This window comes from Paraburkholderia nodosa (assembly GCF_001718195.1).
In the GTDB taxonomy this organism is placed as follows: Bacteria; Pseudomonadota; Gammaproteobacteria; order Burkholderiales; family Burkholderiaceae; genus Paraburkholderia; species Paraburkholderia nodosa_A.
The window spans coordinates 588,968-613,909 of the sequence record NZ_MCNV01000002.1; the positions used below are offsets into that span (position 1 = coordinate 588,968).

The following is a 24,942-nucleotide window of genomic DNA, read 5'->3' on the forward strand; positions in this document are numbered from 1 at the left end:
GCTGGGCGCCGCGCATCGGCAGACTACACCGTCACCACGATCTTGCCGAACTGCCCATTGGTTTCGAGGTAGCGGTGTGCATCCACAATCTGGTCGAACGTGAACGTGCGATCGATGACGGGCTTGAGCGCGCCGCTTTCGAGTCCCTTTAGCACGTATTCCACCGCGGCCTTGCGGCGCTCTGCGTCGCCGCTGGTGAGCCAGATGTTGTGGGCCTTCACGCTCACGACCTTCGCGATCATCTCCAGCACGGGCAGCGTCGTGGCACGTTCATCGAGCGCGCCGTAGAGATACGCGATCCCCTGGAAAGACAGCGCCGAGATCAGCTTCGCGAAGTTCGGGCCACCGACCGGATCGAAAACGACACGCGCCCCCTTGCCGCCGGTGATGCGCATGATTTCGTCCAGCAGATCCGTCTCGTCGGTCACGACCACGTGCGCCGCGCCTGCGTCGAGCAACGGCTGTTTCTTGGCGGCGTGACGCGTGACTGCGATCGACGTCGCACCGGCGTAGTTCGCGATCTGGATCGCCGCGAGTCCGACGCTGCTCGACGCGGCCGGCACGACGACGTAATCGCCGGCGCCCACCTTCGCATCTTCGATCAACGCGCCGTATGCGGTGACGAACATCATCCACACCGACGCGGCCTCAGCGAACGAAAGCGATTCAGGATGCCTGACGACTGCATAGTCCGGCACGACGATGCTTTCTCCATATGTGAAGTACTGATTCATCGAAAACGACGGGATCACGTTGACCTTGTCTCCCGGTGCGATGCCGACTACTCCCTCGCCCACGGCGTCGACGATGCCGGCCGCTTCGTACCCGAGTCCTGCCGGAAAGCGCACGGGCTCGATGTACTGGTCGGCGCGCCACATCGATTCCGCGCGATTCAGGCCAATGGCTTTCACGTCGATGCGAACTTCGCCGGGGCCAGGGGCGCGTACCGGTTCGTCCACGAATTGCAGTACTTCCGGGCCACCTGCTTGTGCAAACCTGACTGTGCGTGACATGACTGACTCCTGCTTCGATTGATGAGGACGTAATGGGCGCATCACAGGCTCACCGCGGCCTGCGAGTTCGACTGATGATTCGGGAAATCCGGGTCATGCTTTTCGTCGCTGCCCCGGAATGCTGCGCGCACATAGGGCGTAAGCGGCAGTTTGTGCTTCAGACGATACGGCAAGTTCGGGTTTGACGAGAAATGCCTGCCAAACGCCACGATCGCTTCGGCGCGACGCCGTCTGCTGGACAATCGGCGGGCGCACGGCGGCGCAATGCTCGTTGCGCCGCGTCCGCATCGTGCCGTCCGTTCCGGGCGGCCCGCGCTACAGCATTTTCGAAGTGCTCTGAGCCACGCGCTGGGCCGCTGCCGCGCCTCACGCCGCGCCGATATGCGGCTGCAGCGCCTTGAGCCAGCACGCCACCACCACCGCCCCGCCATCGGGCGTCCCGATCGCCCGCGCGCCGAGATAGCTTGCCCGGCCCGCGCGCGGCGTCATTTGCGCCGTGCTTTTCGCACCGGACTCCGCGGCGCTCACCGCCTGCGCCCACGCCTCGCCCACAGGGCGCGCCGACTTTAAGGCGCTTTCCAACGCATCGACGGCGGGTACGAGCGCATCGAGCATCGTGCGGTCGCCGGGTTTCGCGCCGCCCAGTTCGCTGATCGCCTGAGCCGCAGCGCGCATGGCTGCCGCCCAATCCAGCGCGCCGGGCTGCGCTTGCTCGCCGAGCGTGCGCGAGGCGCGCAACAGCGCAGTTGCGTAGAACGGCCCGGAACTGCCTGCTATCGCACGGCGCAATGCCGTGCCGAGCGCGGCGAGCGCGCTGCCCGGCGAGCCGAGCGCGCCCGGGGGTAGGGCGAGCATGGCCTGCGCGGCGCGCTGCATGCTCGCGCCCAGATCGCCGTCGCCGGCTCGGGAATCGAGGTCCGTAAAAATCGCTTCGTTCTCGATCAATGCGTGCGCAACGGCATCGAGCGCCGGCTTCAGACGCTGCGCCCATGCAACGCTCGCCGCGTCCGCAGGCGTCGCGCCCGACTCGGCGCCCGCATCGGCTGCCGAAAACGCCGGCTCGATGCGGATTCGCCGGTTGACCGTGCCGACGCCGGGCCACGCGCGCGCTTCGGTGGCGGCGTCGAGCAGCGCCAGCTTCGCATCGTCGAGCCGCAGCACGGAGATCGAACAGCCCGGCATGTCGAGCGCCGAGAGAAACGTGCCGGTCCATGCCCGCTCGACGGTCACGTGACGGCGATTCAGGCTCTCGAATGCATCGCGCATGATGATCGCCAGCTCCATCGCCGGTGTCGCGCCCAGTCCGTTCACGAGCAGCGCCACGCGCTCGCCGCCTTTCAACGCCAGGTCTTCGACGATGTTGGCGAGCAGCGTTTCCGTCAATTCGCCCGCCGCCATCGGCACCGTGCGCTCCACGCCTTTCTCGCCGTGGATGCCCATGCCGAGTTCGATCTCGTCGTCGGCGAGGCGAAAGCCGGCTTGCTGAGCGCCGGGCAGCGTGCAGCCATCGAGCGCCACGCCCATCGTGCCGAGATTCTCGGCCACGCCGCGCGCAATCGCGGCCACGAGGCCCAGCGCGTCGCCCCGCGCCGCCGCCGCGCCCGCGATCTTGTGCACGAGCACCGTCCCCGCAATGCCGCGCCGCTGATTGCGCTCCGTATGCCCGCGCAGCGACACGTCGTCGGCCACGATGACGATTTCGACCGGAATACCCTCGGCTCGCGCCAGTTCGGCCGCGAGGCCGAAATTGAGCCGGTCCCCCGTGTAGTTCTTCACGATGAGCAGCGCGCCGTTCGGACCCGCGCTCGCGCGAATTGCGGCCAGCACGGCGTCGGTGGAGGGCGACGTGAACACTTCGCCGCACACGGCGGCGGTGAGCATGCCTTGTCCGACGTAACCGCCATGCGCGGGCTCGTGGCCGCTGCCGCCACCCGAAATCACGGCGACGTTGCGCTCGGCCGGGCTGGGCAGTGGGTTGCGAACGAGCACGTTTTCGTTGCCGAGCACGGCGACATGCGGCGCAGTACGCGCAATGCCCTCGAGCATTTCGTGCACCACTGACGACGGATCGTTGACGAGTTTCTTCATGAGAGTCCCTTGAACGAGTAACCGGGGGCAAAAACAAGGGGCAGAAGCGAGGGGCAAAACGACGGGACCGTGCGCGCTCCCTTCACGCCAATGAACGTATTGAAGCACGGGCATCGAATGCGTTCCGGATGCCTGCCCCACACGTAGCGCCAGCATCCAGGCCTCTAGGTAAAAACACCCATCAAAGAGGCACGCGGAATACCCGTTATTCAGACAGTATCGACCGATCACGGACTTGCCGTGCCTTCGCGGTCTGCATGCCTGGAACACATGGCCCCTCTGCCCGCCTCCCGCGCTGATGCGGGTGCATTCACCAGTAACCTGCCCACTCCGGCCGAGCAACGCGGCGCGAGTGGCGATGTGCCGAATCGCGTTGCGTGGCGATGAACGTAGAACTATCCGGAACCCCTCCACAGGCCCCGTCCCGCGCGCCCGGCAAGGGCGTCGCCGTAGCGCTGGCCGTGGCGCTGATCGTCTGCGTGGCAATCGGCGCGATACTGAGCGCGAACCTGTCGCGCGGCACGGCCGACTCGCGGCTTCGCCAGGAACTGAACACCACGTCGGAACTCGAAGCCCTGCTCACGCTGCACATCGCGGCGAATACGGACTTCCTCAAAGGCGTGGGCACGGCGGGCTATACGTCGCGCGCGTGGCCGATCAAGCGGGCCGCAGTCGTGGCCGGTACTTACGACCGGCTCGAGCACGACTTTGCCGGCGCGCCGCGCAACGAGCGCACGATCCGCGAGTTGCGGCAGTTGAGCGCCATCTGGCCCGAGCAGCTCGACGCGGCCGCGCGCAATATCGCGCTCGCAGACGCGGGCGCGAGGCTCGACCCCGCCCTGATGCAGCGCGCGAACGAAACGCTCAGCTCCATCATGTCGCTGCTCACCGAGCTGCGCTCCGAGCAGCGCGAGCAGATCAAGGTCGTGCAGTTCAGCGCGCAGGCGCAGCTCGCGCGGCAAAAGATCTCGCTGATCGGCACGGCGACAGCCGGCGCATTGCTGTTGCTCTTCACGTTGTTTACGAGCCACCGCGCCGCGCTTTCCCGCAGCGCCGCGAAGATCGTCGCGCTCGAGGCCGAGCGGCGCTTTCGCGAGTACTTCGAGCAGCATCCGGTTGCGATGCTCATTTTCGATGTGCGCTCCTACGCGATCCTCACCGCCAACGCCGCGGCCCAGCGCCAATACGGCGCGAGCCTTCAACAACTCAGGGCCATGTCGGTCGAGCAACTCCGCCTGCAGGCCGAAACCGGTGCGTTCCGCCGCGATCTGCACGGCTACGTCAATTCCGGGGCGCAAAGCGGAGCAGGCGGCGTGCGCCGGCACGTGCGCATCGACGGAGAAGTGATCCACGTCGATATCGCCTGGCATCTGCTGGACTATGCGGGTCAGGACGCGTGTTTCATCACTGCGCACGACGTCACCGCGCACGAACAGGCGAGAGAGCATTTGCGCATTCGCAGCCGGGCGCTGGAGGCTTCGAGAAACGCTGTGATCATTTCGCAAAAGGTCGATGGCGAAAGCATCATTACGTACGCCAACGCGGCGTTCGAGCGCATCACCGGCCGCGCCGTGTCTACAGCGAATGGCGCCGGGCACTGGGACATGCTCGATTGCGATAAAGCGTGCGCCGATGCCAATATCGTTCGCACTGCCATGCAATCGGAGCGCGAAGGCGAGGGTCTGCTCAAATGCTGCCGGCCCGACGGCTCGCCCTACTGGATCGAGCTGCATGTCGCGCCGGTGCTCGACGAGCGCAATCGCCCCACGCACTGCGTGACCGTGTTCAACGACGTTTCCGAGCGCATCCGCTATCAGGAGCAGTTGCGCCTGCAGGCCAACGAGGACTCGCTCACGCATCTGCCGAACCGGCTCGGCCTCAAGGCGCGATTGCGCGAACTGGTCCGCACGGCGCTCGACGCGCAGCAGAAGTTCGCGCTGGTGTTCATCGACCTCGACAACTTCAAGGAGATCAACGACTCGCTCGGCCATACCGCGGGCGACGAGGTATTGTGCGAAGTCGCGCGCCGCCTTTCCGCCAATATCGCCCAGGGCGAAATGGTTTCCCGCTATGCGGGCGACGAGTTCGTCGCCGTGCTGTACGGCCGGGGCAGCGTCGATCACTTCGTCGCCGCAGCGGCAAGCATGCAGGAATCCTTGACACATGGCATGCTGATCGGCAACAAGGTCATCGTGCCGCTCGCCTGTGTCGGCCTCGCCGTGTTCCCCGATCATTCGAGCGATCCCGACTCGCTGCTCAAATATGCGGACTCCGCCATGTACCGCGCCAAGTCGATGGGACCCGGCAGCATGCAGGTATTCGACATGGCTATCGCTATGCAGAACCTGGAGCGGGCGAGCCTCGCGCAGGCGTTGCGGCTAGCCGTGGCGTCGCGCGCGTTTGCCGTTGCGTGGCAGCCGAGAGTCAACCCGAGGACAGGCGAGACGATGGGTTTCGAGGCGCTCGTTCGCTGGCACGACGCAGAGCGCGGCCAGGTGAGCCCGGCGCTGTTCGTGCCGCTCGCCGAGGAAAACGGCCTGATCGTGCAGATCGGCGAGTTCGTGTTCGAGGAGGCCTGCCGCCAGGCCCGCGAATGGGCGCGCGAGCACCCGGACATCGTGGTTTCGGTCAACGTTTCGCCGGTCCAGTTCGTGCGTGCGGACTTACCCGCGATGATGGCGCAAACGCTGGCGCGTACCGGCGTGAGCCCGCGCAATATCGAGCTGGAAATCACCGAAGGCGTGCTCATGGCGCCCCGTTCGCTCGCCACGCTGCGTGCCCTTCGCGAGATGGGGCTCTCGGTCGCCATCGACGACTTCGGCTCGGGCTATTCTAGCCTCGGCTATATTCGCAGCTTCATGCCCGATCGCCTCAAGCTCGACATGTCGTTCGTAAAGGGCATTGGCCACTCGCGCGCGGACGAGGTCATCGTGAAGGCTGTGCTCGCGCTCGGCCATACGCTCGGCATGCGTGTGGTGGCGGAGGGCGTGGAAACGCTGCGGCAACTGGAATTCCTGATCGAGAACGGCTGTAACGAGGCACAGGGCTACTGGTTCTCTCGCCCTGTGGACGCAGCGAGCGCGCAGTCTTATCTGGAAGGGAGCCATGCGGCCGGCGTTCACCAGCGCTAACCTGCTCAGATGGCTCACCGGGCCGCGCGCGATTTTCTATGGCAGCCTCGCGGTCGCCTTCATCATGGCGTCGCTCTGTGCGACGGTGCTCTACGAGAGCCGCCACGACGCTCTGGAGCGCGCCCGGGAGAACTCGCGCAACGTTGCGCTCATCGCCCAACGCGACATCGAGCGCAACCTCGAGCTTTACGAGCGCGATCGCCGAGCAAATCCGCCATGCGATCAGCGACCTCGCGATCGAGCATGCGGGCAGCGAGTACGGGCGCGTCACAGCAAGCATCGGCTACGCAAGCTGGTCGCCGGATCGGGATGTCGATGTCACGCAGGTCATCCAGGCGGCGGATCAGGCGCTGTACGATGCGAAAGCGCGCGGCCGCAACCGCGTCGCCATGTGTGGCGCTTGACCCGCGCGGCTACGGGGTGACGACACTACCGGAAGCGGCGCCTGCGTGCTCGGCCGGGCGCGCGTCCTGCCCGCCTCCCAGCGCCACATAGAGCGAAGCGCCGTTTTGCAGCGCCGCAGCGCGTAGCTGGATCAGTTGCTGTTGCGCCGCGAACAGGCTGCGCTTCGCATCGACCACTTCCAGGTAGATGGAAATGCCGTTCTCGTAGCGCAGTTCCGCGGCCTCCGCCAGGCGCGACTCGGAGGCCACCGCGCGCTCCTGTGCCGCGATTTGCTCCTGCAGGCGCTGGCGCGCGATCAGCGCGTCGGAGACTTCGCGGAACGCCACCTGAACGGCTTTCTGGTAGTTCGCCACGAGTTCGGTCTGACGCGCTTCGGACAGACGCACTTGCGCGCTGCGGCGCCCCGCGTCGAAGATCGGCAGCGCGACGAACCCGGAGATGAGCCATGCCTGCTTGCCGGGCACGAACAGGTCGCTCAACTCGGGAGACACATAGCCGAAATTGCCCGTGAGCGAAACACGCGGAAAATAGTCCGCACGCGCGGCGCCGATATCGGCGTCGGCGGCTCGCAACGACTGCTCGGCCGCGCGAATATCGGGGCGCAGCGCCAGCAGCGAAGAAGGCAGGCCCGCGTCGAGCGTGCCGAACTGGTCCGCGTCGGCCAGCGCGTGGCGTTGCGTCATGTCCGCGGCATCCGGCAAGGGACCGCCGATCAGGACCGCCAACTGATCGCGCTGCTGGCCTGTCGTTCTTTGCAGCTCGGCAAGCTGCGTCTGTGCCTGCGTAACGAGAATGCGCGCCTGCTCGTAGTCCACGAGCGAGGTCGCGCCCGCTTCGAGGCGCAGCCGCGCGACCTCCAGCGCATACTGGCGCGTTTGCAGCGTGTGCTGCGCGAGGTCGATGCCCTCGTTGCCAGAAAGGATCGCGTAGTACGTCGCGGCCACATTGCTGATGAGCGAGAGGCGAAACGCTTCGTTCGCCTCCACCGTCGCGAGATAGTTTCGCCGCGCCGACTCGCTCTGGTTGGCCACGCGCCCCCAGAAGTCGAGTTCGAACGACGTGACGGCCACCTGCACGCTGTACTGGTTGACGTGAATCGACGTGTTGTTGTTGGGCAGCTCGGGCTCGATGGAGTTGAGCGGGGTTTTGGTGCGGGTTGCGTCCGCGCCCACGGCCACTTGCGGAAACTGCGCGGAGCGCTGCACGCGATAAAGCGCCTGAGCCTGCCCGATGCGCGCAACCGATGCCGCCAGATCGCGGTTATGCGCGAGCGCCATGGCGATCAACTGCCTGAGCGCCGGGTCGCGAAAGAACGTCTCCCACGTCAGCTCCGAGGCGAGCCGCTCGCCGCCCGGCGCGGCGATATCCGCACTCTCATAGCTTTGCGCAACCGGCAATTCGGGCTGCTGGTAGCGAGGCGCGAAGTTGCACGACGCGAGCGTCAGGCACGCGGTGATCGCCGTCCACCTGGCAGTCTTAAGCATCGTGCGCTCCCGCGGGCCGCGCGTCTGCTTCGTCATCGTCGCGCGTCCGTTTGCGGCTCAACCATCGGCGCGCCACCACATAGAACACGGGCGTGAAGAAGATACCGAACAGCGTGGCCGTGAGCATGCTGCCCATGATGCCCGTGCCCACCGCCTGCCTGCCCGCCGCGCCCGCGCCCGTGGCGAGCACGAGCGGCAGCATGCCGAGCACGAAGGTCACGCTCGTCATCAGGATCGGCCGCAGGCGCTGGCGCGCACCGTTCACCGCTGCGCTCACCGTATCGCTGCCACCGGCCTCCTCCTTGATCGCGAACTCCACGATCAGAATGGCGTTTTTCGCCGCGAGCCCGATGATGGTCACGAGGCCGATATTGAAGTAGATGTCTGCGGAAAAACGCCGCGCCATGGTGAAGAGAACCGCGCCCAGCACGCCCAGCGGAATGATGAGCAGCACGGCAACGGGAATCGCCCAGCTCTCGTAGAGCGCGGCGAGCAGCAGGAACACCACGACGAGGGAAAGCAGCAGCAGCGCACCGATCTGCCCGGCCGCCTGCTGTTCCTCGAACGCCGTGCCGGTCCATTCGTAGGTCAGGCTGCCGGTAAGCACGTGGTCAGCAATGCGCTCCATCTCCGCGAGTGCCGCGCCGCTCGAACGGCCCGGCGCCGCCTGCCCGGAGATCGTGGCCGAGGGAAAGCCGTTGTAGCGTTCGACCTGCTGCGGTCCCGCGCTCCAGTGCACGCTCGTGAACGCCGAGAACGGCACCAACTCCCCCACGTTGTTGCGCAGCCGCAGCGCGCCGATATCCTCGGGCCGCATGCGCTGGTCGGCGTCGGCTTGCATGAGCACGCGCAGCACGTTCCCCTCGTAGACGAAATCGTTCACGTAGTTCGAACCGAATGCGAGCGCGAGCGCGCTGTTCACCTGACCGATCTGCAGCCCCAGCGCGCGCGCCTTCACGCGGTCGATATCGACATAGAGCTGCGGCGCGGGCGGCAAACCGTCGGGACGCACGCCCACCAGCAAGGGACTGCGCGCGGCCTCCGCCAGCATGCGCGCGCTCGCCTGCTGCAGCGCCGCGCCGCCCACGCCGCTGCGGTCGAGTATCTTCATCGTGAAGCCGCTCGCATTGCCGAGCGCGGGAATGGCCGGCGGATCGAGCGCGAAGACGAGCGCTTGAGGAATATTGCGCAACGCTGCGTTCGCGCGCGCCACCAGCGCCCCCGCAGAATTGGCCGCGCCCGGCCGCTCCGACCACGGCTTCAGGTCGACGAACGACATTGCCGCCGACTGTCCCTGGCCGAAGAAGCTGAATCCCGTGACGGATGCGATATTGCGCACCTGCGGCTGCTGCCTGAGAAAGGCCTCGACCTGATCGACGACCTGTTGCGTGCGCTGCGCCGTCGCGCCGGGCGCCGCCGTGTACGCGACGAAAATGTGCCCCTGGTCCTCGCCCGGAATGAAGCCGCGCGGCAACTGGGTGAAGAAGAAACCGGTCGCCGCGCACACCACGACGAAGACGAGGAGCCAACGCACCGGCTTGCGCAGCATGGCCTGCACGGCCAGCACGTAGCGCTCGGTGGCGTTTTCCATGCCGCGATTGAAGGCATCGAACACGCGCTGTTGCATGCGGGCCGGCCAGTGTGTGGCTGCGGGCTTGCCCGTGCCGTCACTGGTCTTCGTCCGGCTGCCCAGCAGCGTTGCCGACATGGCCACGCCCAGCGTCAGCGCGAGCAGGGTCGACAGAAAGATCGAAACGGTGAGCGTGACCGAGAACTGGCGATAGATCGCGCCCGTCGAGCCCGGAAAAAACGCCATGGGAACGAACACCGCAATGAGCACGAGTGTGCTCGCAATGGCGGCGCCCGCAATCTGCCCGACGGCCTTGACGGTCGCGCGCCGCGAACCGAGTCCCTCTTCCTGGATCACGCGCTCGACGCTTTCCACCACCACGATCGCGTCGTCGTTGAGAATACCGATCGCCACGACCATGGCGAACAGCGAAAGCAGATTGATGGAGAGTCCGAACAAATAAATACCGACACACGTGCCGATCAGCGCGATCGGCACGACCAACGTGGGGATGAGCGTCGCGCGCCATTTCTGCAGGAAGAGGAACACGATGACCGTCACGAGCAGCAACGCCTCGACCATCGTGCGCAGCACGCCGCTCAGCGAGGTCGTGATGAACGGCGTCGTGTCGAACGGCACGACCCATGCCACGCCCTTCGGGAAAGTCGGCTGCAATTGCGTGAGGCGCTGCCGGACGGCGCTCGCCACGGCCAGCGCGTTCGCTCCGCTCGCAAGCTGGATGGCGATCCCGGCGGACTCCCTGCCGTTCACGCGAAAGCGAAAGCCATAGCTGTCGTTGCCCAGCTCCACGCGTGCGACGTCGCCCACACGCACCGTCGAGCCATCCGGGTTCGAGCGCACGATGACCTCGCGGAACTGCTCGGGCGTAGAAAAGCGGCCGCGCATGACGATCTGCGCATTGAGTTCGGCGCCCGGCGCAATGGGCTGGTCGCCGAGGCTGCCGCCCGCAGTCTGGCTGTTCTGCTCCTGGATGGCCGTCATCACTTCGATTGCCGAAATCCCGAAGCTGCTCAGTTTTTCCGGATCGATCCAGATCCGCATGGCATACGACGAACCGAACAGCTGTGCATCGCCGACGCCGGGAATGCGGCGTAATTCGTTGACGATGTTATTGGCCGCAAAGTTGCCCAGCTCGACAGCCGGGATCGAACCATCGGCGGACTGCAGCGCAATGAGCATCAGAAAGCCGGACGACGCCTTCGTGACGCTCACGCCCACCTGCCTCACCTCCAGCGGCAGGCGCGGCTCCACGCGGCTCAGGCGGTCCTGGACCTGCGAGAGCGCGACGTCGAGATTCGTGCCGGGCCTGAGCGTGACGGTGATCTGCGCCGTGCCGTTCGAGCGGCTCTGCGACGACATGTAGAGGAAATTCTCGACGCCGTTCATCTCGTCTTCGATGATCGACGTCACCGTGCGGTCCAGCGTGTTCGCGTCGGCACCGCTATAGACCGCCGATATCGTGAGCGAGGGCGGCGCGACGTCGGGGTACTGCTCGACCGGCAGCAGCATGAGCGCGAGGGCGCCGAAGAGCGTGACGAAGAGCGCAACGACCCACGCGAAGACTGGCCGGTAGACGAAGAATCGGTTCATGAGGCGCGCCGCTCAGGAGTGGGCCGGCGCGGTGAAGGGGTGGGCGTCCACGCGCTGCCCCGGCTGCACCCTTTGCCAGCCGTCGACGATGACGCGCTCACCCGGCTCCAGCCCATCCTTCACGACCCATTGCCCCGCTTCCTGCGGGCCGAGCACGACATTGCGGCGCACGACGGTGCCGTCGTCGGCGACGAGCGAGAGGTTCGCACCGTTGCTGTCGAACTGCACGGCGCGCGCGGGGACGACGAGGCCGTTCGGTATCGTCCCGATCACGACGCGCCCGCGCACGAACTGCCCCGGCAACAAGATGCGCGATGCATTGCTGAAGCGCGCGCGCAGCACCTGCGTCCCGGTGGAAGGATCGACGACGAGATCGGTGAAGTCGAGCACGCCCGGCTCGCCATAGTCGTCGCCGTTCCCGAGCGTGAGCCACACTTGCGCGCGGGCGGCCGGCGCCGCGAGCGTGCCTGAGGCGATCTGTTTGCGTACTTCCAGCAACGAAATATTCGACTGCGTAAAAACGGCATTCACCGGCGTTAGCTGGTTGACCTGCGTAAGCAAGGTTGCGCCCGCAGCGCTGACCAGCGCGCCTTCGGTGACGAGCGCGCGCCCCACACGGCCCGCGATCGGCGCGCGAACCGTGCATCGATCGAGGCGAAGCTGCGCGAGCGTCACCGCGGCGCGTGCATCCGCAACATTCGCGTCGGCCTGCTGCAGTGCGGCCGTCGCGGCCTCGAACTCCTGGGCGCTCACGACCTGGCGCGCCACCAGCGGCTTGAAGCGCGCCACCTCCGAGGCCGCATTGCCCTGCACGGCCCGGGCCCGGTTGAGCGCGGCCTGGGCCTGCTGCAATGCAGCCTCGTAGTCGCGCGAATCGATCAGAAAGAGCGGCGCCCCGGCGCGCACGTCGGTGCCCTCCTCGAAGAGCCGCCGCTCGACGATCCCGTCCACGCGTGCGCGCACTTCCGCCGAACGGATCGCTTCGATCCGCCCCGGCAGTTCGATCTCGCGGGGAATCGTTTGCGCCGCAACCGTTACGACGAGCACGCTCGGCGGCGGTGGCGCCGCGCCGCTCTGAGCTTGCCTGTCGCGGCAACCGTTGCCCGCGAGCAGCAACACTGCCGCAATACCGATCAGCCACGGTCTGCAGCGTCTGGGTTCGCAGTTTGGCACGCGAGGCTCCACCGAAAAATAGAGACGGTACGCGCGCGCCCCGAATGGCTCATTGCGCCGTACCCGACCGGATCATTGCGATGTTCACTCAAACTGCAAATCAGAGCTCCCGATGTGCGCAATTCGCGAATGCTCAAGCGCGCGAAAAACGCATAACGTTTCGATCGTTATCTAACAAGCAGCGCTTTCATGCATTCACAGGAATTACGCAAAACCGCCGCAAAATCAACCACTCGTAAATTACTTGAAGTCGGAATTCCGTTTACTACTATGGATAGACGCTTCACACCCTTATTCACACCGCTAGATTCGTTCGTTTTCCAGCCTTTGCCCATACGCTTTTAAGGGCACGTTCGCACAACTGGATATCACGGATTTCGGGATGTTCTATAACCGAAGAAGCCATAGTCATGGTGACGTCAATCATCTTCTTGCCTCCGGAGATCGAATCATGAAAAGCCAACTCGTCCTCTCAGTCATCGCTGCGCTCCTCCTCGGTGTTGCCTCTTCCGCAATGGCGCAAGACGCAGCATCGGGTGCAGACCAAAGCCAGGGGACAGGTCGCCAGCAGGTCATGCCGACCATGCCGCATCGCGACTGGCATGAGGGCCAACAGGTTCCCTCGAAGTATCGGCATTACAACTACCAGATGAAAGACTGGAAGTCGCATAACCTGGACGCACCGAAGCGCGGCCAGCAATGGCTCGGCGTGAACGGCGACTACGTGCTGGTGACGAGAAGCAACTGGAGGATCTCGAAGATCGTTTCGGGTACTGAATGACCGGATGACGCGACGGGCTACGTTGCCGTAGCCCGCGCTTGCTGCATGATTCAGGCATGGACGGTTGCCATGCCTGCCGCCCTTCTCATTCGACGAGCCGCGCGCGCAGGCGCTTGTACTCGTCGTCGGTAATCGAGCCTGTCGTTTTCAGCTTGTCGAGCTTCTCGATTTCGTCCGCGACACTGTAGCCCACTATGTGGCGCAGTTCTTCGCGCGCCTTCTGCGCCCGTTCCTGGTTGCGATGCGCCATGTCCCTGCCTTGCGTGAGGACATAGGCAAATATGCCAATATAGGGCAAAACAATCAGAAAGATCACCCAGACGATCTTCAGGAAGCCCGATATATCGGTTCGACGGAACAGGTCGCTCGTGATCGTGATGAACAGCCAGAACCACAGAATGAACATGAATATCGAAAACGTATCGATAATAAAGTTCGAAAACGTAAAGCCATTTGCGAAGATCATGAATCGCCTCCGTCGGTTTTGCGTGTGTAAAACGGCAACCGCACACTGACACGGGCATCGATGGCGATACCGTGTGCGCGCGAAACGTGATGCGCGGCCGTGACGCGGCCGCCGACTGCGCTTTCGTCAGGTCAGATCAGGTCGCGCCTGCGCTCCCGGCCGCCAAACGGCACCACGGCCATGGAAATGAGATCCAGCCCGAGGAACAATCCGAGCAAGGGCAACGGCACGCTCGGGAAATTGGCGGCCAGAAAAATGGCGAGCAGGAAAGACAGCGCCGCACTGACAATGCCGATGTTGTTGATCTTCACGTCCTGCCCGACGGAAGCAATGATCTTGAAGAAGCCGTCGAGCACGAAAAAGATCATCAGCATCACGGTAAGCCCGCGAGCCCGTGCGCTGTCATTGACCAGAATGAGAATGCCGATGAGTATGGGCACGATGACTGGCGGAATGCGCCTGATAGCGAGTTTCCAGTCCTTCGTCGTGAACAGATTCAAGGCATGCACGAAGCCGCAGAACAGCAGCATCCTTGCGATGAAAAGCGTTCCGATCAGGGACCTTGTCGAGAGTGACAAGACGATGCAGAAAATTCCCGCCGTGACGAGAAGCGTTGAACTGGCAATCGGAAAAATAGCACGCTTTTTCATATTCGAATGTAACTGCGTCAATACGGTTACATAGCTCGGCATATCTGACTTGCGCGTATTCTTGCCGAATTATAGGCTTAAGCGAAATTAAGCGTTCTACTATCAGCCGTCGAAGTATAGTGCGTGAGTGTGCAAATACAAGGGCGCGATTGCACCGTGAGCCTCGAACGCAGCCACACCTTCTCGTTCAGTCCCAACGGCGAGCACTTCCTGCTCGACGGCGAACCCTTGCAGATTCGCAGTGGCGAGATGCATCCCGCGCGCATACCACGCGAGTACTGGCTGCATCGCATTCGCATGGCCAAAGCGATGGGCATGAACTGCATTGCGCTGTACATCATGTGGAACTACCACGAGACGCGCAGGGGCGTGTTCGACTTCGAAAGCGGCAACCGCGATCTCGAAGCCTTTATCCGTCTGTGTCAGCAAGAAGCGCTGTGGGTGCTGCTGCGTCCGGGCCCCTACGTTTGCGCAGAATGGGACCTGGGAGGCCTTCCCGCTTACCTGCTGAGCGAACCGGACATCCAGCTTCGCACCGACTCCGCCAGCGATGCCCGTTACATGGCTGCGGTTGCGCGCTACATCGGCGAACTGGTTCCCCGCATCAAACCGTTGATGATCGATGCAGGCGGGCCGATCCTGATGATCCAGATAGAGAATGAATTCGGTTCGTACGCAAGTAATCCCGCTTACCTCGAAGAACTGAGGCAGCTCTGGCTACGGGGCGGCGTAACGGGGCCCTTCTACACCGAGGACGGCCTCGCGCAACTCGAACGCAATCGCACGACGGTGACGGGTGGCGCCATTGCATTGAGCAACGGCAACGCGGCGCAAATCGCCACGGTGCGACGCGCGTTTCCTGCCGTTCCCGCGATGGCGGGCGAGGTCTACCCGGGCTGGCTGACGCATTGGGGCGAGCCTGAATTCGCCGGACTTCATTACGATCTTTCCGCCATCTTGAGTGCATTCATGCAGTCGCAATTGTCGTTCAACCTCTATGTCATTCACGGCGGCACGAGTTTTGGCTTTTATGCCGGCGCGAATATGGACGAGTCGGGCAACTATCAACCCGATATCACGAGCTACGACTATGGCGCGCCAATTAACGAGCAAGGCGCCGCCACCGCGAAGTACCTGAAGTATCGCGACATCATCGCCCGTTACCTGGCCGAGCCGTTGCCGGAGATCCCGGACGCCATACCCACGGTCGCGGGCCACACCCTGACGCCCACCCTCTATGCCTCGATCTGGGACAACCTCCCCGCGCCCTTGCCAAGTGTCGCTCCGTTGCCGTTCGAGCACTACGGCCAGCCATTCGGCTTCATGCTGTATCGAAAAACGTTGCGGTCGCAACCCGCTGACGCGCTGGATATCAGCGGCGTTCACGACTATGCAACGGTCTTCGTCGGCGAGCGCTACGCGGGCGGCGTCTCGCGTGCGTGGATTCCGCACGACTATTCACAGCGGCTACGCGTGACGCATCGCGCGCCGCTCGCATTGCCCGCCGCCGCGTCCGGCGCGTTGGAGATCCTGGTAGAGGCCATGGGCCGCGTCAACTTCGGGCCTGCAATCGTCGACCGCAAAGGCCTGCTGGAGCCCGTGAAAATGCAATACGCCGACGGGTCCGTTTCATCGCTCGAGGAATGGGAAGTCTTTTTGCTACCGATGGATGAGGCGTACATCGCCGGGTTGGATGCACGCTGCACGAATCCGCTGAAACCCGGGCTCTTTTTCAAGGCGCGCCTGGTTCTCGATGAAATCGGCGACACCTGGCTCGATATGAGCCACTGGGCCAAGGGCGTGGTCTGGGTCAATGGGCACAATCTCGGTCGCTACTGGAGTATCGGCCCGCAACAGCGCCTGTTTTGCCCCGCGCCGTGGCTCACGCAAGGCGAGAACGAGGTGCTGATCTTCGACCTGCACCAGATCGAAGCGAAGCCGGTGCATCTGGCGAATGCGTTGTATTAGCCCCAGCGGTCGGCAGCAATTCCAGCGTGAGCACTTCGAATGGCGCGAGCTGGATTTCGCACGGCACGTCCGCGTCCAGTATTGCGAGAATGCTGCTCTTGCCTGCATACCAGAGATTCCGCACATGAAATCGTCCTGCCGCCTCGGCCGGCAATTCCAGTTGATGCCGCAGCGCCAGTGCAAAGCGCTGCGCCTGATCGTGCGGATTGCGCAGTGTGACGAATGCCTTGTGCGGCGCCCACGCGGCCCAGCCGTAGATGGCCGCTTCGTCGGGCGCGCCGCCGATCCAGTGGCTGTCGCGCAATACGTCGCTGTTCGCGCGCGCCCACCGGGCCGCTTGCGCGAGCACGTTCCAGTCGTCTTCGCCCAGCAGCGAAGGCGTGATGTATAGCTCCTGCAATTGCGTACCGCTCGCGAAGAAGGACCGCACCTCGTGCGCGAATGCGTCGCCTGCCGGCGCATTCAGGCGCGGATTGCACTGTGCCAGCACAATGCCGTGCAGCATCAGGGAATTGAGCGGAAAGAGCGGGCTGCGCAGCACGACGTTGCGGTACGTCTGCGCGTCGCGATACGTGATCCAGCGCTCGCGGTGCGTGCCGCTGCCCGCCTGACCGTCGTCACCGCCGCCCCGCCAGATCGCGTCGACGTAGCGCAGCCAGAACGGCGAGGGATGCGTGCCGGTCGAGAGATTGATGAAGGTTGCCGGTTTCGCCGCGCGAATGTCGCCGATGAGCTGGATTGCCGCGTCCCAGTCGCTATCGAAAAGGCTGCCTGGAAATACACGGTCCGCGTTGCCTGTGCCGTCGAACTTGAACTGGTTCACGCCGTCTGTCGCGAGCAGGCTCATCACGACTTCGTGAAAGCGCTCGTAATAGCGAGGCCCCGATAACGCAAAGCCATTATCGATGATCTCATAGCCAGTGGCGCGGCCGTGCGTGACGCGTTCGTCCTTCGGCGCGCAATAGCCGCCCCAGGGAGACAGCCAAACGCCGGGCGCGCCGCCATAGCGCGCCGCCGCGTCGCGCAGCGGCGCAAAGCCATGAGGAAACGCCTGGCTGAAATGCCAGCCGCCGCCAAGGTCGTCCCAGCCATCGTCGAAAAGAAACGAATCGATCTGCACGCCGCGCGCGGTATGTAACTCGTGGCCGATTGCGTCGATACGCTCCAGCGCCTGTTCCTGCGTATAAGGCGTGAGATAACCGATATCCCACCAGCTGTTGTAGTGCAGAAACGGCTGATATGGGCGAGCGCGCTCCTGCTCGAGGTATGTGGAGAAATCACGCCGCAACTGTCCGTCGCGAGCCACGCCGGCCACGGCGGAGTAAGTCAGCGTCCGGTTCTTTTCCAGCGGCAACGCGCGATGCAGCGTAAAAGCGATGCTATCTGCCTCCACGTGGCTGGTTGCAAGCGGCAACTCGAAGCCCAGATAGAAGCTGCCCGCGACGACCGGCGTGCCCTTGCGTTCACTGCCGGTCTGCGCGGCGGCAGCGCGCGCCTGCAGCAATGAAACGACGCCAATGGCTTCGTCCAGGCGCAGGGCCGTCACGTTTAGCGTCATGCGCAGATATCGCGCGCCGTCGCGCTGCTCTACGCTCCATTGAATCGCGAGACGCCCCTGGGCGTCGCCCAGCGTGATGCTCACGCGCTGGCCCTCAACGCGTTCGGCCAGGCGCGATGCGTGCGGGTTGGCCGCGAGCGCGTCTTCCCGTACCGGTGCAAGCACCCGCAGTCCGGCCAGACCGAGCGTGGTGCCATCCGCGAACGTCAGCGTGAACGGCGCGACGATCGGCAGCTCGCATGCTCTTGCGCAATCGACGAGCGAGAAGCGAGTGAGGTGTTCGTCCTCGAGTGTCCAGCGCAATGCAACGGCTTGATTCCCGAACGAGCAGACATCGCCCTGCGTCCGGAATTCAGGCATGGAGGCTTGCGTAGCAGTTCGATCGTCGGTGCACATGGGAAACCTGTCCCGGACGCGAGCAACCTCTGTAGGGTAATGGCAAAGGCATAACCGTGTAATGGCCCCAAAGCGGCGGCCCCACACAACCGGACATTCAGATCCGCGCAACTACCTTATGAGAACCTTAAGCTCGCTATTTTTTCGCGCGGCCTTACCAGCGGTTACACGATTGACAAATCTGCGCATCCCGTTCGTAAGCCCAGCGACTAGAATCCGCTTCCATCGCAACCGCGTCCGTTGACTGGAATAGAGATCATCATGAATCGCCTGACGTTTTATCTTCTCGCAGGACTCGCAGGGACGTGTGTCAGCACAGCGGCATCCGCCCATGCCGATATCGGTGTCTATCTCGGCGTTCCCGGTCCGGTCTATGCCGCGCCCGAGCCGGTGTACGAGGCACCGCCGCCCGTCGTGTATGCGGCACCGCCCGCTGCGGTTTACGAACCGGCCCCGGCCTACGGCTACTACCGCTACGACCACGACGAAGGCGAACACCACTGGCACGACCACGGCCGTCATCGTGGCTGGGAACATCACCACGGCGACGACGATTGATCGGCGCGCCCGCCAGCTCTTGTTCGTTGCGCGCGCAACCTCATGCGCGCGCCTCCCTCTCGCTACTTGTACAAAGTCCGTCGCTCCCTCCCTGCGACAGCAGTCCTGTTCGGCCACGCCAGGCTAGGCCCATCAAAGTTGTCTAGCCAATAAACGCTTACAACGCACGCCCGACCCCACCTCCCGCCCTTCCTTCCCGTGTGCACCGCGCACGTGTCAGCACGTTTACACCTTCCGCCAGCAAAAACCCTAGTTGTCTCAATATGTGAGAGCCGTTATCTTGTCTATACAACACGGCTGACGTGACAGCCCGCTGTTGACCATGCCGCCATCCGTCACGGCGGCGTCGAAAGCCATACTGGAGACCCCACGTCAATGAAGAAGTTTGCCCTGTGCATTGCGATGCTCGCCGTCGCCACCTCGGTCTGTGCGAAGGACTGGACCACCGTCCGCTTTGGCGTGGACGCAAGTTATCCCCCATTCGAATCGAAGAGCACGGACGGCAAGCTGGTCGGCTTCGACATCGACGTCGGCAACGAAATCTGCAAACGCATCAACGCGAAGTGCGTGTGGGTGGAAAGCGAATTCGACGGCATGATTCCGGCGCTCAAGGCGAAGAAGTTCGACGCCGTCCTCTCCTCGATGTCGATGACGCCGCAGCGTGAAGCGCAAATCGCGTTCTCCTCAAAGGTCTTCCACACGCCTAGCCGTCTCGTCGCGAAGAAGGGCACGAGCCTCCAGCCCACGGCGGATTCGTTGAAGGGCAAGACGGTCGGCGTCGAGCAGGGCACGACCCAGGAAGCCTATGCAAAAGCCAATTGGGCGCCGAACGGTGTGAAGATCGTGCCTTACCAGGATCAGGACCAGGTCTATGCGGACCTGCTCTCGGGCCGCCTCGACGCCGCGCTGCAAGACGCCGTGCAAGCCGACCTGAGCTTCCTGAAGACCCCGCGCGGCGCAGGCTTCGCGTTCACGAACGGCGAACTGAGCGATCCCAGCGGCATTCTCGGCAACGGTGCCGCCATCGGCCTGCGCAAGGACGACGCCGACCTGAAGGCAAAGATCGACAAGGCGCTCGCGGACATGCTCAAGGACGGCACGTACAAGAAGATCGAATCGCGCTACTTCGCATTCGACGTGTACGGTTCCTGAGTCTGACCGGAGCACACGATTAGCGACGAAGGCGTGGGACACTCCCGCGCCTTTTGCCCTTTCCGCCGCCCGTAACTTCCGTCCTCACGCCATCATGCAGATCCAGACCCATCCGCTCATTTCGCCGGCGCTCGGCACCGCGCGGCACCTTACGAGCTTCCACTACGGCCCCACCGGCGCACAGAAGATCTACATCCAGTCGTCGCTGCACGCCGACGAACTGCCGGGCATGCTCGTCGCCTGGGCCCTGCGCCAACGCCTTGCCGCGCTCGAAGCCGCAGGCAAGCTGCGCGGCGAGGTCGTCGTCGTGCCCGTGCCCAATCCTATCGGCCTCAATCAGCGCCTGCTGGGTCAGCTGCTCGGGCGTTTCGAAAGCGGCACCGCGGCCAACTTCAACCGCCACTTCCACGATCTCGCCGAACTCGTGCTCCCGCGTGTCGGCTCTCGCCTGAGCGGCGACGCACAGCAGAACGTGGCCGTCGTGCGCGCTGCGATGCGCGAGGCGCTCGACGAACAGACGCCCACCACGGAACTCGGCTCGCAGCGTCTTGCGCTTCAGCGCCTGTCGTACGACGCCGATGTCGTGCTCGACCTGCATTGCGACTTCGAAGGTGCGATGCATCTCTACACGAACCCCGACCTGTGGGCCGATGTCGAGCCGCTCGCGCGCTATCTCGAAGCGAAGGCGTCGCTCTTCGCGCTCAATTCGGACGGCAATCCCTTCGACGAGATTCACAGCTTCTGCTGGTCCGCGCTGCGCGAGCGCTACGGCGAACGCTTTCCGATTCCCAACGGTGCGGTGTCCGTGACGATCGAGTTGCGCGGCCAGGCAGACGTGAGCTACGACTTCGCCGAACGCGACGCGAACGCCATCGTCAATTACCTCACGCATCGCGGTGTGATCGAGGGCACGCCCGCGCCGCTGCCTGCGCTCGAATACGCGGCCACGCCGTTCGCGGGCGCCGAAACGCTCATTGCGCCGGCCTCCGGCGTGCTCGTGTTCCGCACACCGGTTGGCGTGAGGGTCGAACCGGGTCAGCCGATTGCCGATGTGGTCGATCCGCTGACCGATCGCGTCGTCACGATCACGAGCTCCGTGACCGGCATGCTGTACGCACGCCAACGCACGCGCTTCGCCACGGCGGGGATGGAAGTGGCGTGGGTGGCGGGCGCCACGCCGCTGCGCAGCGGCTCCCTGCTGCCTGGCTAGGCGATGAAACCGGGCAAATCGCCCGAAACGATGTGGGGTCATGCCCGATAACGGACAGGTTGTGCGGCCCGGTTCGTTTGGAAACGAAACGATATGTGACGGGGCGTAACAGCGGGCCGGCAGGCACGCCGCACAGGACGATGCCTGCCGCTGCGGCGCAGTGAGGGCGGGAGCAAGCGCGATTTACACTTGCTTTCGATTCTTTACCTATGCGCGCTGAATTGAAACTTACGATGGCTAGCGCCTGGAACATCGGGCCCCAAGGCGGCCGGAGACCTCCGTTTCCGGCCGCCTTGCTCATTCGTAAATAAGTCAGCGGAATGGCCCACAATAAATGAACAGCTTCGATACCGTCATTCTGGGAGCCCTCACCCAAGTCGATCTGCCGCCACTGCTCAATCATGCGATCCGGGTGATGGTGGGACTCTATACGTTCAAGGGGTATTTCCTCATCCCGCTCATCTGGTGGATCTGGTTTCAGCCGAACGAGCGGCGCGAGTGGCGGCGCGAGATGATGATCGCCACGGTGACGAGCGGCCTGATCGCGCTCGCCGTGGGACGCCTCCTCGCGCGTTTACTGCCGTTCCGCCAACGGCCGCTATTCAATCCCGATCTGCATCTGCATTTCGCCTCGTCGTCGCTGCGGGCGGCCGGGCTCACCGACTTCAGTTCGTTCCCGAGCGATCACGCCATGCTGTGGGTGGCGATTGCGATGGGGATCTTGCTGGTATGGCGTGTGGTCGGCGCGCTGGTGATGTTATACGTGGTACTCGTTATCTGCCTGCCGCGTGCGTATCTGGGCTATCACTACCCCACGGATTTGATAGCGGGCGCCGCAATCGGCGTGGTGATTACCTGCCTGATGACGCGCGACGCAGTCAGGAAGCGGACCGCCGAGCCCGCTCTGCGCCTGATGGTGCGCTTTCCCGGGGCGGCTGCCGCATTCACATTTCTCGTATGTTTCGAACTGGTCACGCAATTCGACGATCTTCTGCGGCTCGCCCACTCCGTGGTGCACGGCATGATCTGAAAACCGGCGCGGGCGGCGTCTTCCGTACGCCGCCCGCGCGGCTTCACACTGCGCCCGGATTGACGTACGCCGTCTTGACCGTGGTGTAAAACTCGCGAGCGTAGCTGCCCTGCTCGCGCGGGCCGTAGCTCGAACCCTTGCGGCCGCCGAACGGCACGTGATAGTCCACGCCCGCCGTCGCGGTGTTCACCATCACCATGCCGGCCTGCACATGGCGGCGGAAATGGTTGGCATGACTGAGCGAAGTCGTGCAGATGCCGGCCGACAGACCGAACTCCGTGTCGTTCGCCACGGCGAGCGCCTCGTGATAGTCCTTCACCTTGATGACCGAGGCGACGGGGCCGAACACTTCTTCGCGGTTGATGCGCATTTGCGATGTCGTGCCGGTGATCAGCGCGGGGGCAAGGAAGTAGCCGCGCGTGGCGCCTTCCACACGCTCGCCGCCGTACACCTCGCCGCCCTCTTCACGCGCGATCGCAATGTAGCGCTCGTCCTGCTGAAGCTGCTTGTCGTCCACCACCGGCCCGATATGCGTGCCGTCCGCCAGCGCGTCGCCCGTCTTCAGCGTTTTCATGCGCGCCTTCATCGCTTCGATGAAACGGTCGTGAATGCCTTCGGTCACGATGAGGCGGCTCGACGCCGTGCAGCGCTGCCCCGTCGAGAAGAATGCGCCGTTGATGCAGGCGTCCACGGCGACGTCGAGATTGGCGTCGTCGAGCACGACCATGGGATTCTTGCCGCCCATTTCCAGCTGGAACTTCTTGCCCGTTGCAAAACACTTCGCGCCGATCGCGCGGCCCGTCGGGACCGAGCCGGTGAAACTCACGGCATCGACATCGGGCGAACTGACGATCGCCTCGCCCACCACCGAGCCGCGCCCCATCACGAGGTTGATCACGCCGGCCGGCGCGCCCGCTTCCGCAATGATCTTCACGAGCTCCCACGTGCTGGCCGGCACGAGGTCGGCAGGCTTGATGACGACCGTGTTGCCATAGGCCAGCGCGGGCGCGATCTTCCAGGCGGGAATGGCGATCGGAAAGTTCCAGGGCGTAATGAGCCCGATCACGCCGATCGGCTCGCGCGTCACCTCGACGGTCATGCCGGGCCGCACCGAAGGCACGATCTCGCCGCCAAGGCGCAGCGCCTCGCCGGCAAAGAACTTGAAGATCTGCGCCGCGCGGCCCACCTCGCCGATGGCCTCGGGCAGCGTCTTGCCCTCTTCGCGCGCGAGCAGGCGACCCAGCTCGGCCTTGCGCGCGAGAATGACGCTGCCCACCTGGTCGAGCAAATCGAAGCGTTGCTGCGGCGTGGAAAGCGACCACTGCGCGAAGGCCTTGCGCGCGGCGGCGATGGCGTCGCGAGTTTGTGCGTCGTCCGCCTGCGCGAACTCGCCGATCGCGTCGTCGAGATTGGAGGGGTTGATGTTGGTGGATGCCGTAGCGCCGCGCACCCACTGGCCGCCGATGTAATTGTCGAACTGGTTCATGTCGCGTTTCCCGATTCAGTGGCTCACAGCAATCCGCGCGCAGCCAGATTGCGATAGAGCGCGCGCACGCCGAAGGTCCACGGCGCGAGAGCCGTGCTCAATTGCACGGTGTTGATCAGCGCGCCGAGTTCCGGCGCGGAAATGGTGACCTTGTCGCCAAGGTGGTGCGTAAAGCCGCCGCCTTGCGTGTCGCGATCCTTGATCGGCGAGAACATGGTGCCGAGAAAGAGCATGAAGCCGTCGGGATACTGGTGATGCGGGCCCCACGTCTGCGCCACGAGGTCGGCCGGATCGCGGCTGATTTCGCTCATGTGGCTGATGCCTTCCAGGACGAAGTCGTCGTCCGTGCCCTCCACGCGCAGCGCGACGCTCGTCTTGCGCACCGTGTCGAGGCTGAACGACTGGTCGAACAGACGCACGAACGGGCCGATCGCGCACGAGGCGTTATTGTCCTTGCACTTGCCGAGCAGCAGCGCCGAGCGGCCTTCGATGTCGCGCAGATTGACGTCGTTGCCGAGCGTCGCGCCGACAATCTCGCCGCGGCTGTTCACGGCCAGCACGATTTCCGGCTCGGGGTTGTTCCAGACCGAAGCGGCCAGCAAGCCGACAGCCGCGCCAAAGCCTACCGCCGACATGGGCTGCGACTTCGAAAACACTTCCGCGTCGGGCCCGATGCCCACTTCCATGTACTGGGACCACGCGCCGCGCCGCTCGAGTTCCGCCTTGAGCTTCATCGCTTCGTCCGAGCCCGGCTTGATCTTCGAGAGATCGGTGCCGATCGTGGCCGCGATGGTTTCGCGCACTTCCTGCGCTTTCGCGGGATCGCCGCCCGCCTGCTCTTCGATCACGCGCTCGATCAGGCTCACCGCGAACGTCACGCCGCAGGCCTTGATGGCCTGCACGTCGTTGGGCGCGAGCAGACGCAGCGCTGGCTCCCCGCTGCCGGGCAGATTCGCTTCGATCAGCTTTTCCACCGGGCCGAGCGATTCGCCGCTCACGGTGCGCGCGAATTGCGCGAGGTCCTCGCGGTCGAACAGATCCGCGGTGGTCGGCGCGCTGGCCGTGATATCGACGACTTCGCCGTTGCGCACGAGCACGACGGAGGGGCCTTCATGCTCGCCTGCCTTGCGCCACACGCGGCCGACGAGCAGCGCCTGCCCGACATCGCCGGGAAGCCAGTTTGAGGGGGTGTTCGAGGTCATGGTGCGTCCA

Annotated in this window: 18 protein-coding genes and 1 pseudogene; 8 read left to right on the forward strand and 11 right to left on the reverse strand. The window is 64.2% G+C overall.

All coding sequences use genetic code 11. From position 1 onward, the window contains the following. Positions 1-23: 23 nt before the first annotated feature. Together BFD71_RS05930 and BFD71_RS05940 are read right to left on the reverse strand one after the other, a co-directional pair. On the reverse strand, positions 24-1,013 hold the full coding sequence (locus BFD71_RS05930) for a zinc-dependent alcohol dehydrogenase family protein (protein ID WP_069262328.1): 990 nt from the start codon (positions 1,011-1,013) through the stop codon (positions 24-26). 366 nt (positions 1,014-1,379) lie between these two features. Next, the gene (locus tag BFD71_RS05940; RefSeq protein ID WP_069262330.1) at positions 1,380-3,101 is read right to left on the reverse strand and encodes a dihydroxyacetone kinase family protein; all 1,722 of its coding nucleotides are present in this window, start codon (positions 3,099-3,101) and stop codon (positions 1,380-1,382) included. Positions 3,102-3,484: 383 nt separating this feature from the next. Between BFD71_RS05940 and BFD71_RS05945 the strand changes: the two genes are divergently transcribed. Next, the gene (locus tag BFD71_RS05945) at positions 3,485-6,232 is read left to right on the forward strand and encodes a putative bifunctional diguanylate cyclase/phosphodiesterase (protein ID WP_069262331.1); all 2,748 of its coding nucleotides are present in this window, start codon (positions 3,485-3,487) and stop codon (positions 6,230-6,232) included. A gap of 191 nt (positions 6,233-6,423) precedes the next feature. Continuing rightward, positions 6,424-6,636, forward strand: a pseudogene (locus BFD71_RS42035) (diguanylate cyclase); the annotation flags it as partial. Between the two features lie 9 nt (positions 6,637-6,645). Here the strand turns inward: BFD71_RS42035 and BFD71_RS05955 are convergent. The 4 genes from BFD71_RS05955 to BFD71_RS42040 all read right to left on the reverse strand — a co-directional run bounded on the left by BFD71_RS05955 (position 6,646) and on the right by BFD71_RS42040 (position 12,902). Further along, complete coding sequence (locus BFD71_RS05955; RefSeq protein ID WP_069262444.1) at positions 6,646-8,121, reverse strand: efflux transporter outer membrane subunit; 1,476 nt, start codon at positions 8,119-8,121, stop codon at positions 6,646-6,648. Further along, entirely contained in the window at positions 8,114-11,302 is a 3,189-nt protein-coding gene (locus tag BFD71_RS05960) for a multidrug efflux RND transporter permease subunit (RefSeq protein ID WP_069262333.1), read from the reverse strand. Before BFD71_RS05960 ends, BFD71_RS05955 begins: the two co-directional genes overlap by 8 nt. 12 nt (positions 11,303-11,314) lie before the next feature. Then, the gene (locus BFD71_RS05965) at positions 11,315-12,475 is read right to left on the reverse strand and encodes an efflux RND transporter periplasmic adaptor subunit (RefSeq protein ID WP_069262334.1); all 1,161 of its coding nucleotides are present in this window, start codon (positions 12,473-12,475) and stop codon (positions 11,315-11,317) included. Positions 12,476-12,770: 295 nt separating this feature from the next. Further along, complete coding sequence (locus BFD71_RS42040; RefSeq protein WP_256094503.1) at positions 12,771-12,902, reverse strand: hypothetical protein; 132 nt, start codon at positions 12,900-12,902, stop codon at positions 12,771-12,773. Positions 12,903-12,926: 24 nt separating this feature from the next. Here BFD71_RS42040 and BFD71_RS05970 point away from each other — a divergent pair, with 24 nt between their 5' ends. Beyond that, positions 12,927-13,256: an RcnB family protein gene (locus BFD71_RS05970; RefSeq protein WP_069262335.1), complete on the forward strand. Its 330-nt coding sequence runs from the start codon at positions 12,927-12,929 to the stop codon at positions 13,254-13,256. Between the two features lie 85 nt (positions 13,257-13,341). Here BFD71_RS05970 and BFD71_RS05975 read toward each other — a convergent pair whose 3' ends face one another. Together BFD71_RS05975 and BFD71_RS05980 are read right to left on the reverse strand one after the other, a co-directional pair. Then, entirely contained in the window at positions 13,342-13,722 is a 381-nt protein-coding gene (locus BFD71_RS05975; RefSeq protein ID WP_069262336.1) for an SHOCT domain-containing protein, read from the reverse strand. A gap of 131 nt (positions 13,723-13,853) precedes the next feature. Beyond that, positions 13,854-14,372 carry a hypothetical protein gene (locus BFD71_RS05980; RefSeq protein WP_141710582.1) on the reverse strand — a complete coding sequence of 173 codons (519 nt, stop codon included), beginning with the start codon at positions 14,370-14,372 and terminating at the stop codon, positions 13,854-13,856. 156 nt (positions 14,373-14,528) lie between these two features. Between BFD71_RS05980 and BFD71_RS05985 the strand changes: the two genes are divergently transcribed. Beyond that, positions 14,529-16,340: a beta-galactosidase gene (locus BFD71_RS05985; RefSeq protein WP_069262338.1), complete on the forward strand. Its 1,812-nt coding sequence runs from the start codon at positions 14,529-14,531 to the stop codon at positions 16,338-16,340. On the opposite strand, the gene BFD71_RS05990 is transcribed toward BFD71_RS05985, so the two are convergent. Further along, entirely contained in the window at positions 16,255-18,258 is a 2,004-nt protein-coding gene (locus BFD71_RS05990; protein WP_256094504.1) for an enterotoxin, read from the reverse strand. The two genes, BFD71_RS05985 and BFD71_RS05990, sit on opposite strands and share 86 nt — an antisense overlap. A 297-nt stretch (positions 18,259-18,555) precedes the next feature. Between BFD71_RS05990 and BFD71_RS05995 the strand changes: the two genes are divergently transcribed. From BFD71_RS05995 to BFD71_RS06010, 4 genes are all read left to right on the forward strand, one after another. After that, complete coding sequence (locus BFD71_RS05995) at positions 18,556-18,852, forward strand: hypothetical protein (RefSeq protein WP_069262339.1); 297 nt, start codon at positions 18,556-18,558, stop codon at positions 18,850-18,852. A gap of 375 nt (positions 18,853-19,227) precedes the next feature. After that, entirely contained in the window at positions 19,228-20,004 is a 777-nt protein-coding gene (locus BFD71_RS06000) for an ABC transporter substrate-binding protein (RefSeq protein ID WP_069262340.1), read from the forward strand. A 94-nt stretch (positions 20,005-20,098) separates the two neighbouring features. After that, positions 20,099-21,214 (forward strand): succinylglutamate desuccinylase/aspartoacylase family protein, encoded by a 1,116-nt coding sequence (locus BFD71_RS06005; RefSeq protein WP_069262341.1) that lies wholly within the window; start codon positions 20,099-20,101, stop codon positions 21,212-21,214. 334 nt (positions 21,215-21,548) lie between these two features. Beyond that, entirely contained in the window at positions 21,549-22,244 is a 696-nt protein-coding gene (locus BFD71_RS06010; RefSeq protein WP_069262342.1) for a phosphatase PAP2 family protein, read from the forward strand. A 43-nt stretch (positions 22,245-22,287) separates the two neighbouring features. On the opposite strand, the gene BFD71_RS06015 is transcribed toward BFD71_RS06010, so the two are convergent. Both BFD71_RS06015 and BFD71_RS06020 read right to left on the reverse strand, forming a co-directional pair. Further along, positions 22,288-23,730 carry an aldehyde dehydrogenase family protein gene (locus BFD71_RS06015; protein ID WP_069262343.1) on the reverse strand — a complete coding sequence of 481 codons (1,443 nt, stop codon included), beginning with the start codon at positions 23,728-23,730 and terminating at the stop codon, positions 22,288-22,290. Between the two features lie 23 nt (positions 23,731-23,753). Next, positions 23,754-24,932 carry a fumarylacetoacetate hydrolase family protein gene (locus tag BFD71_RS06020; protein ID WP_069262344.1) on the reverse strand — a complete coding sequence of 393 codons (1,179 nt, stop codon included), beginning with the start codon at positions 24,930-24,932 and terminating at the stop codon, positions 23,754-23,756. Positions 24,933-24,942 lie beyond the last annotated feature (10 nt).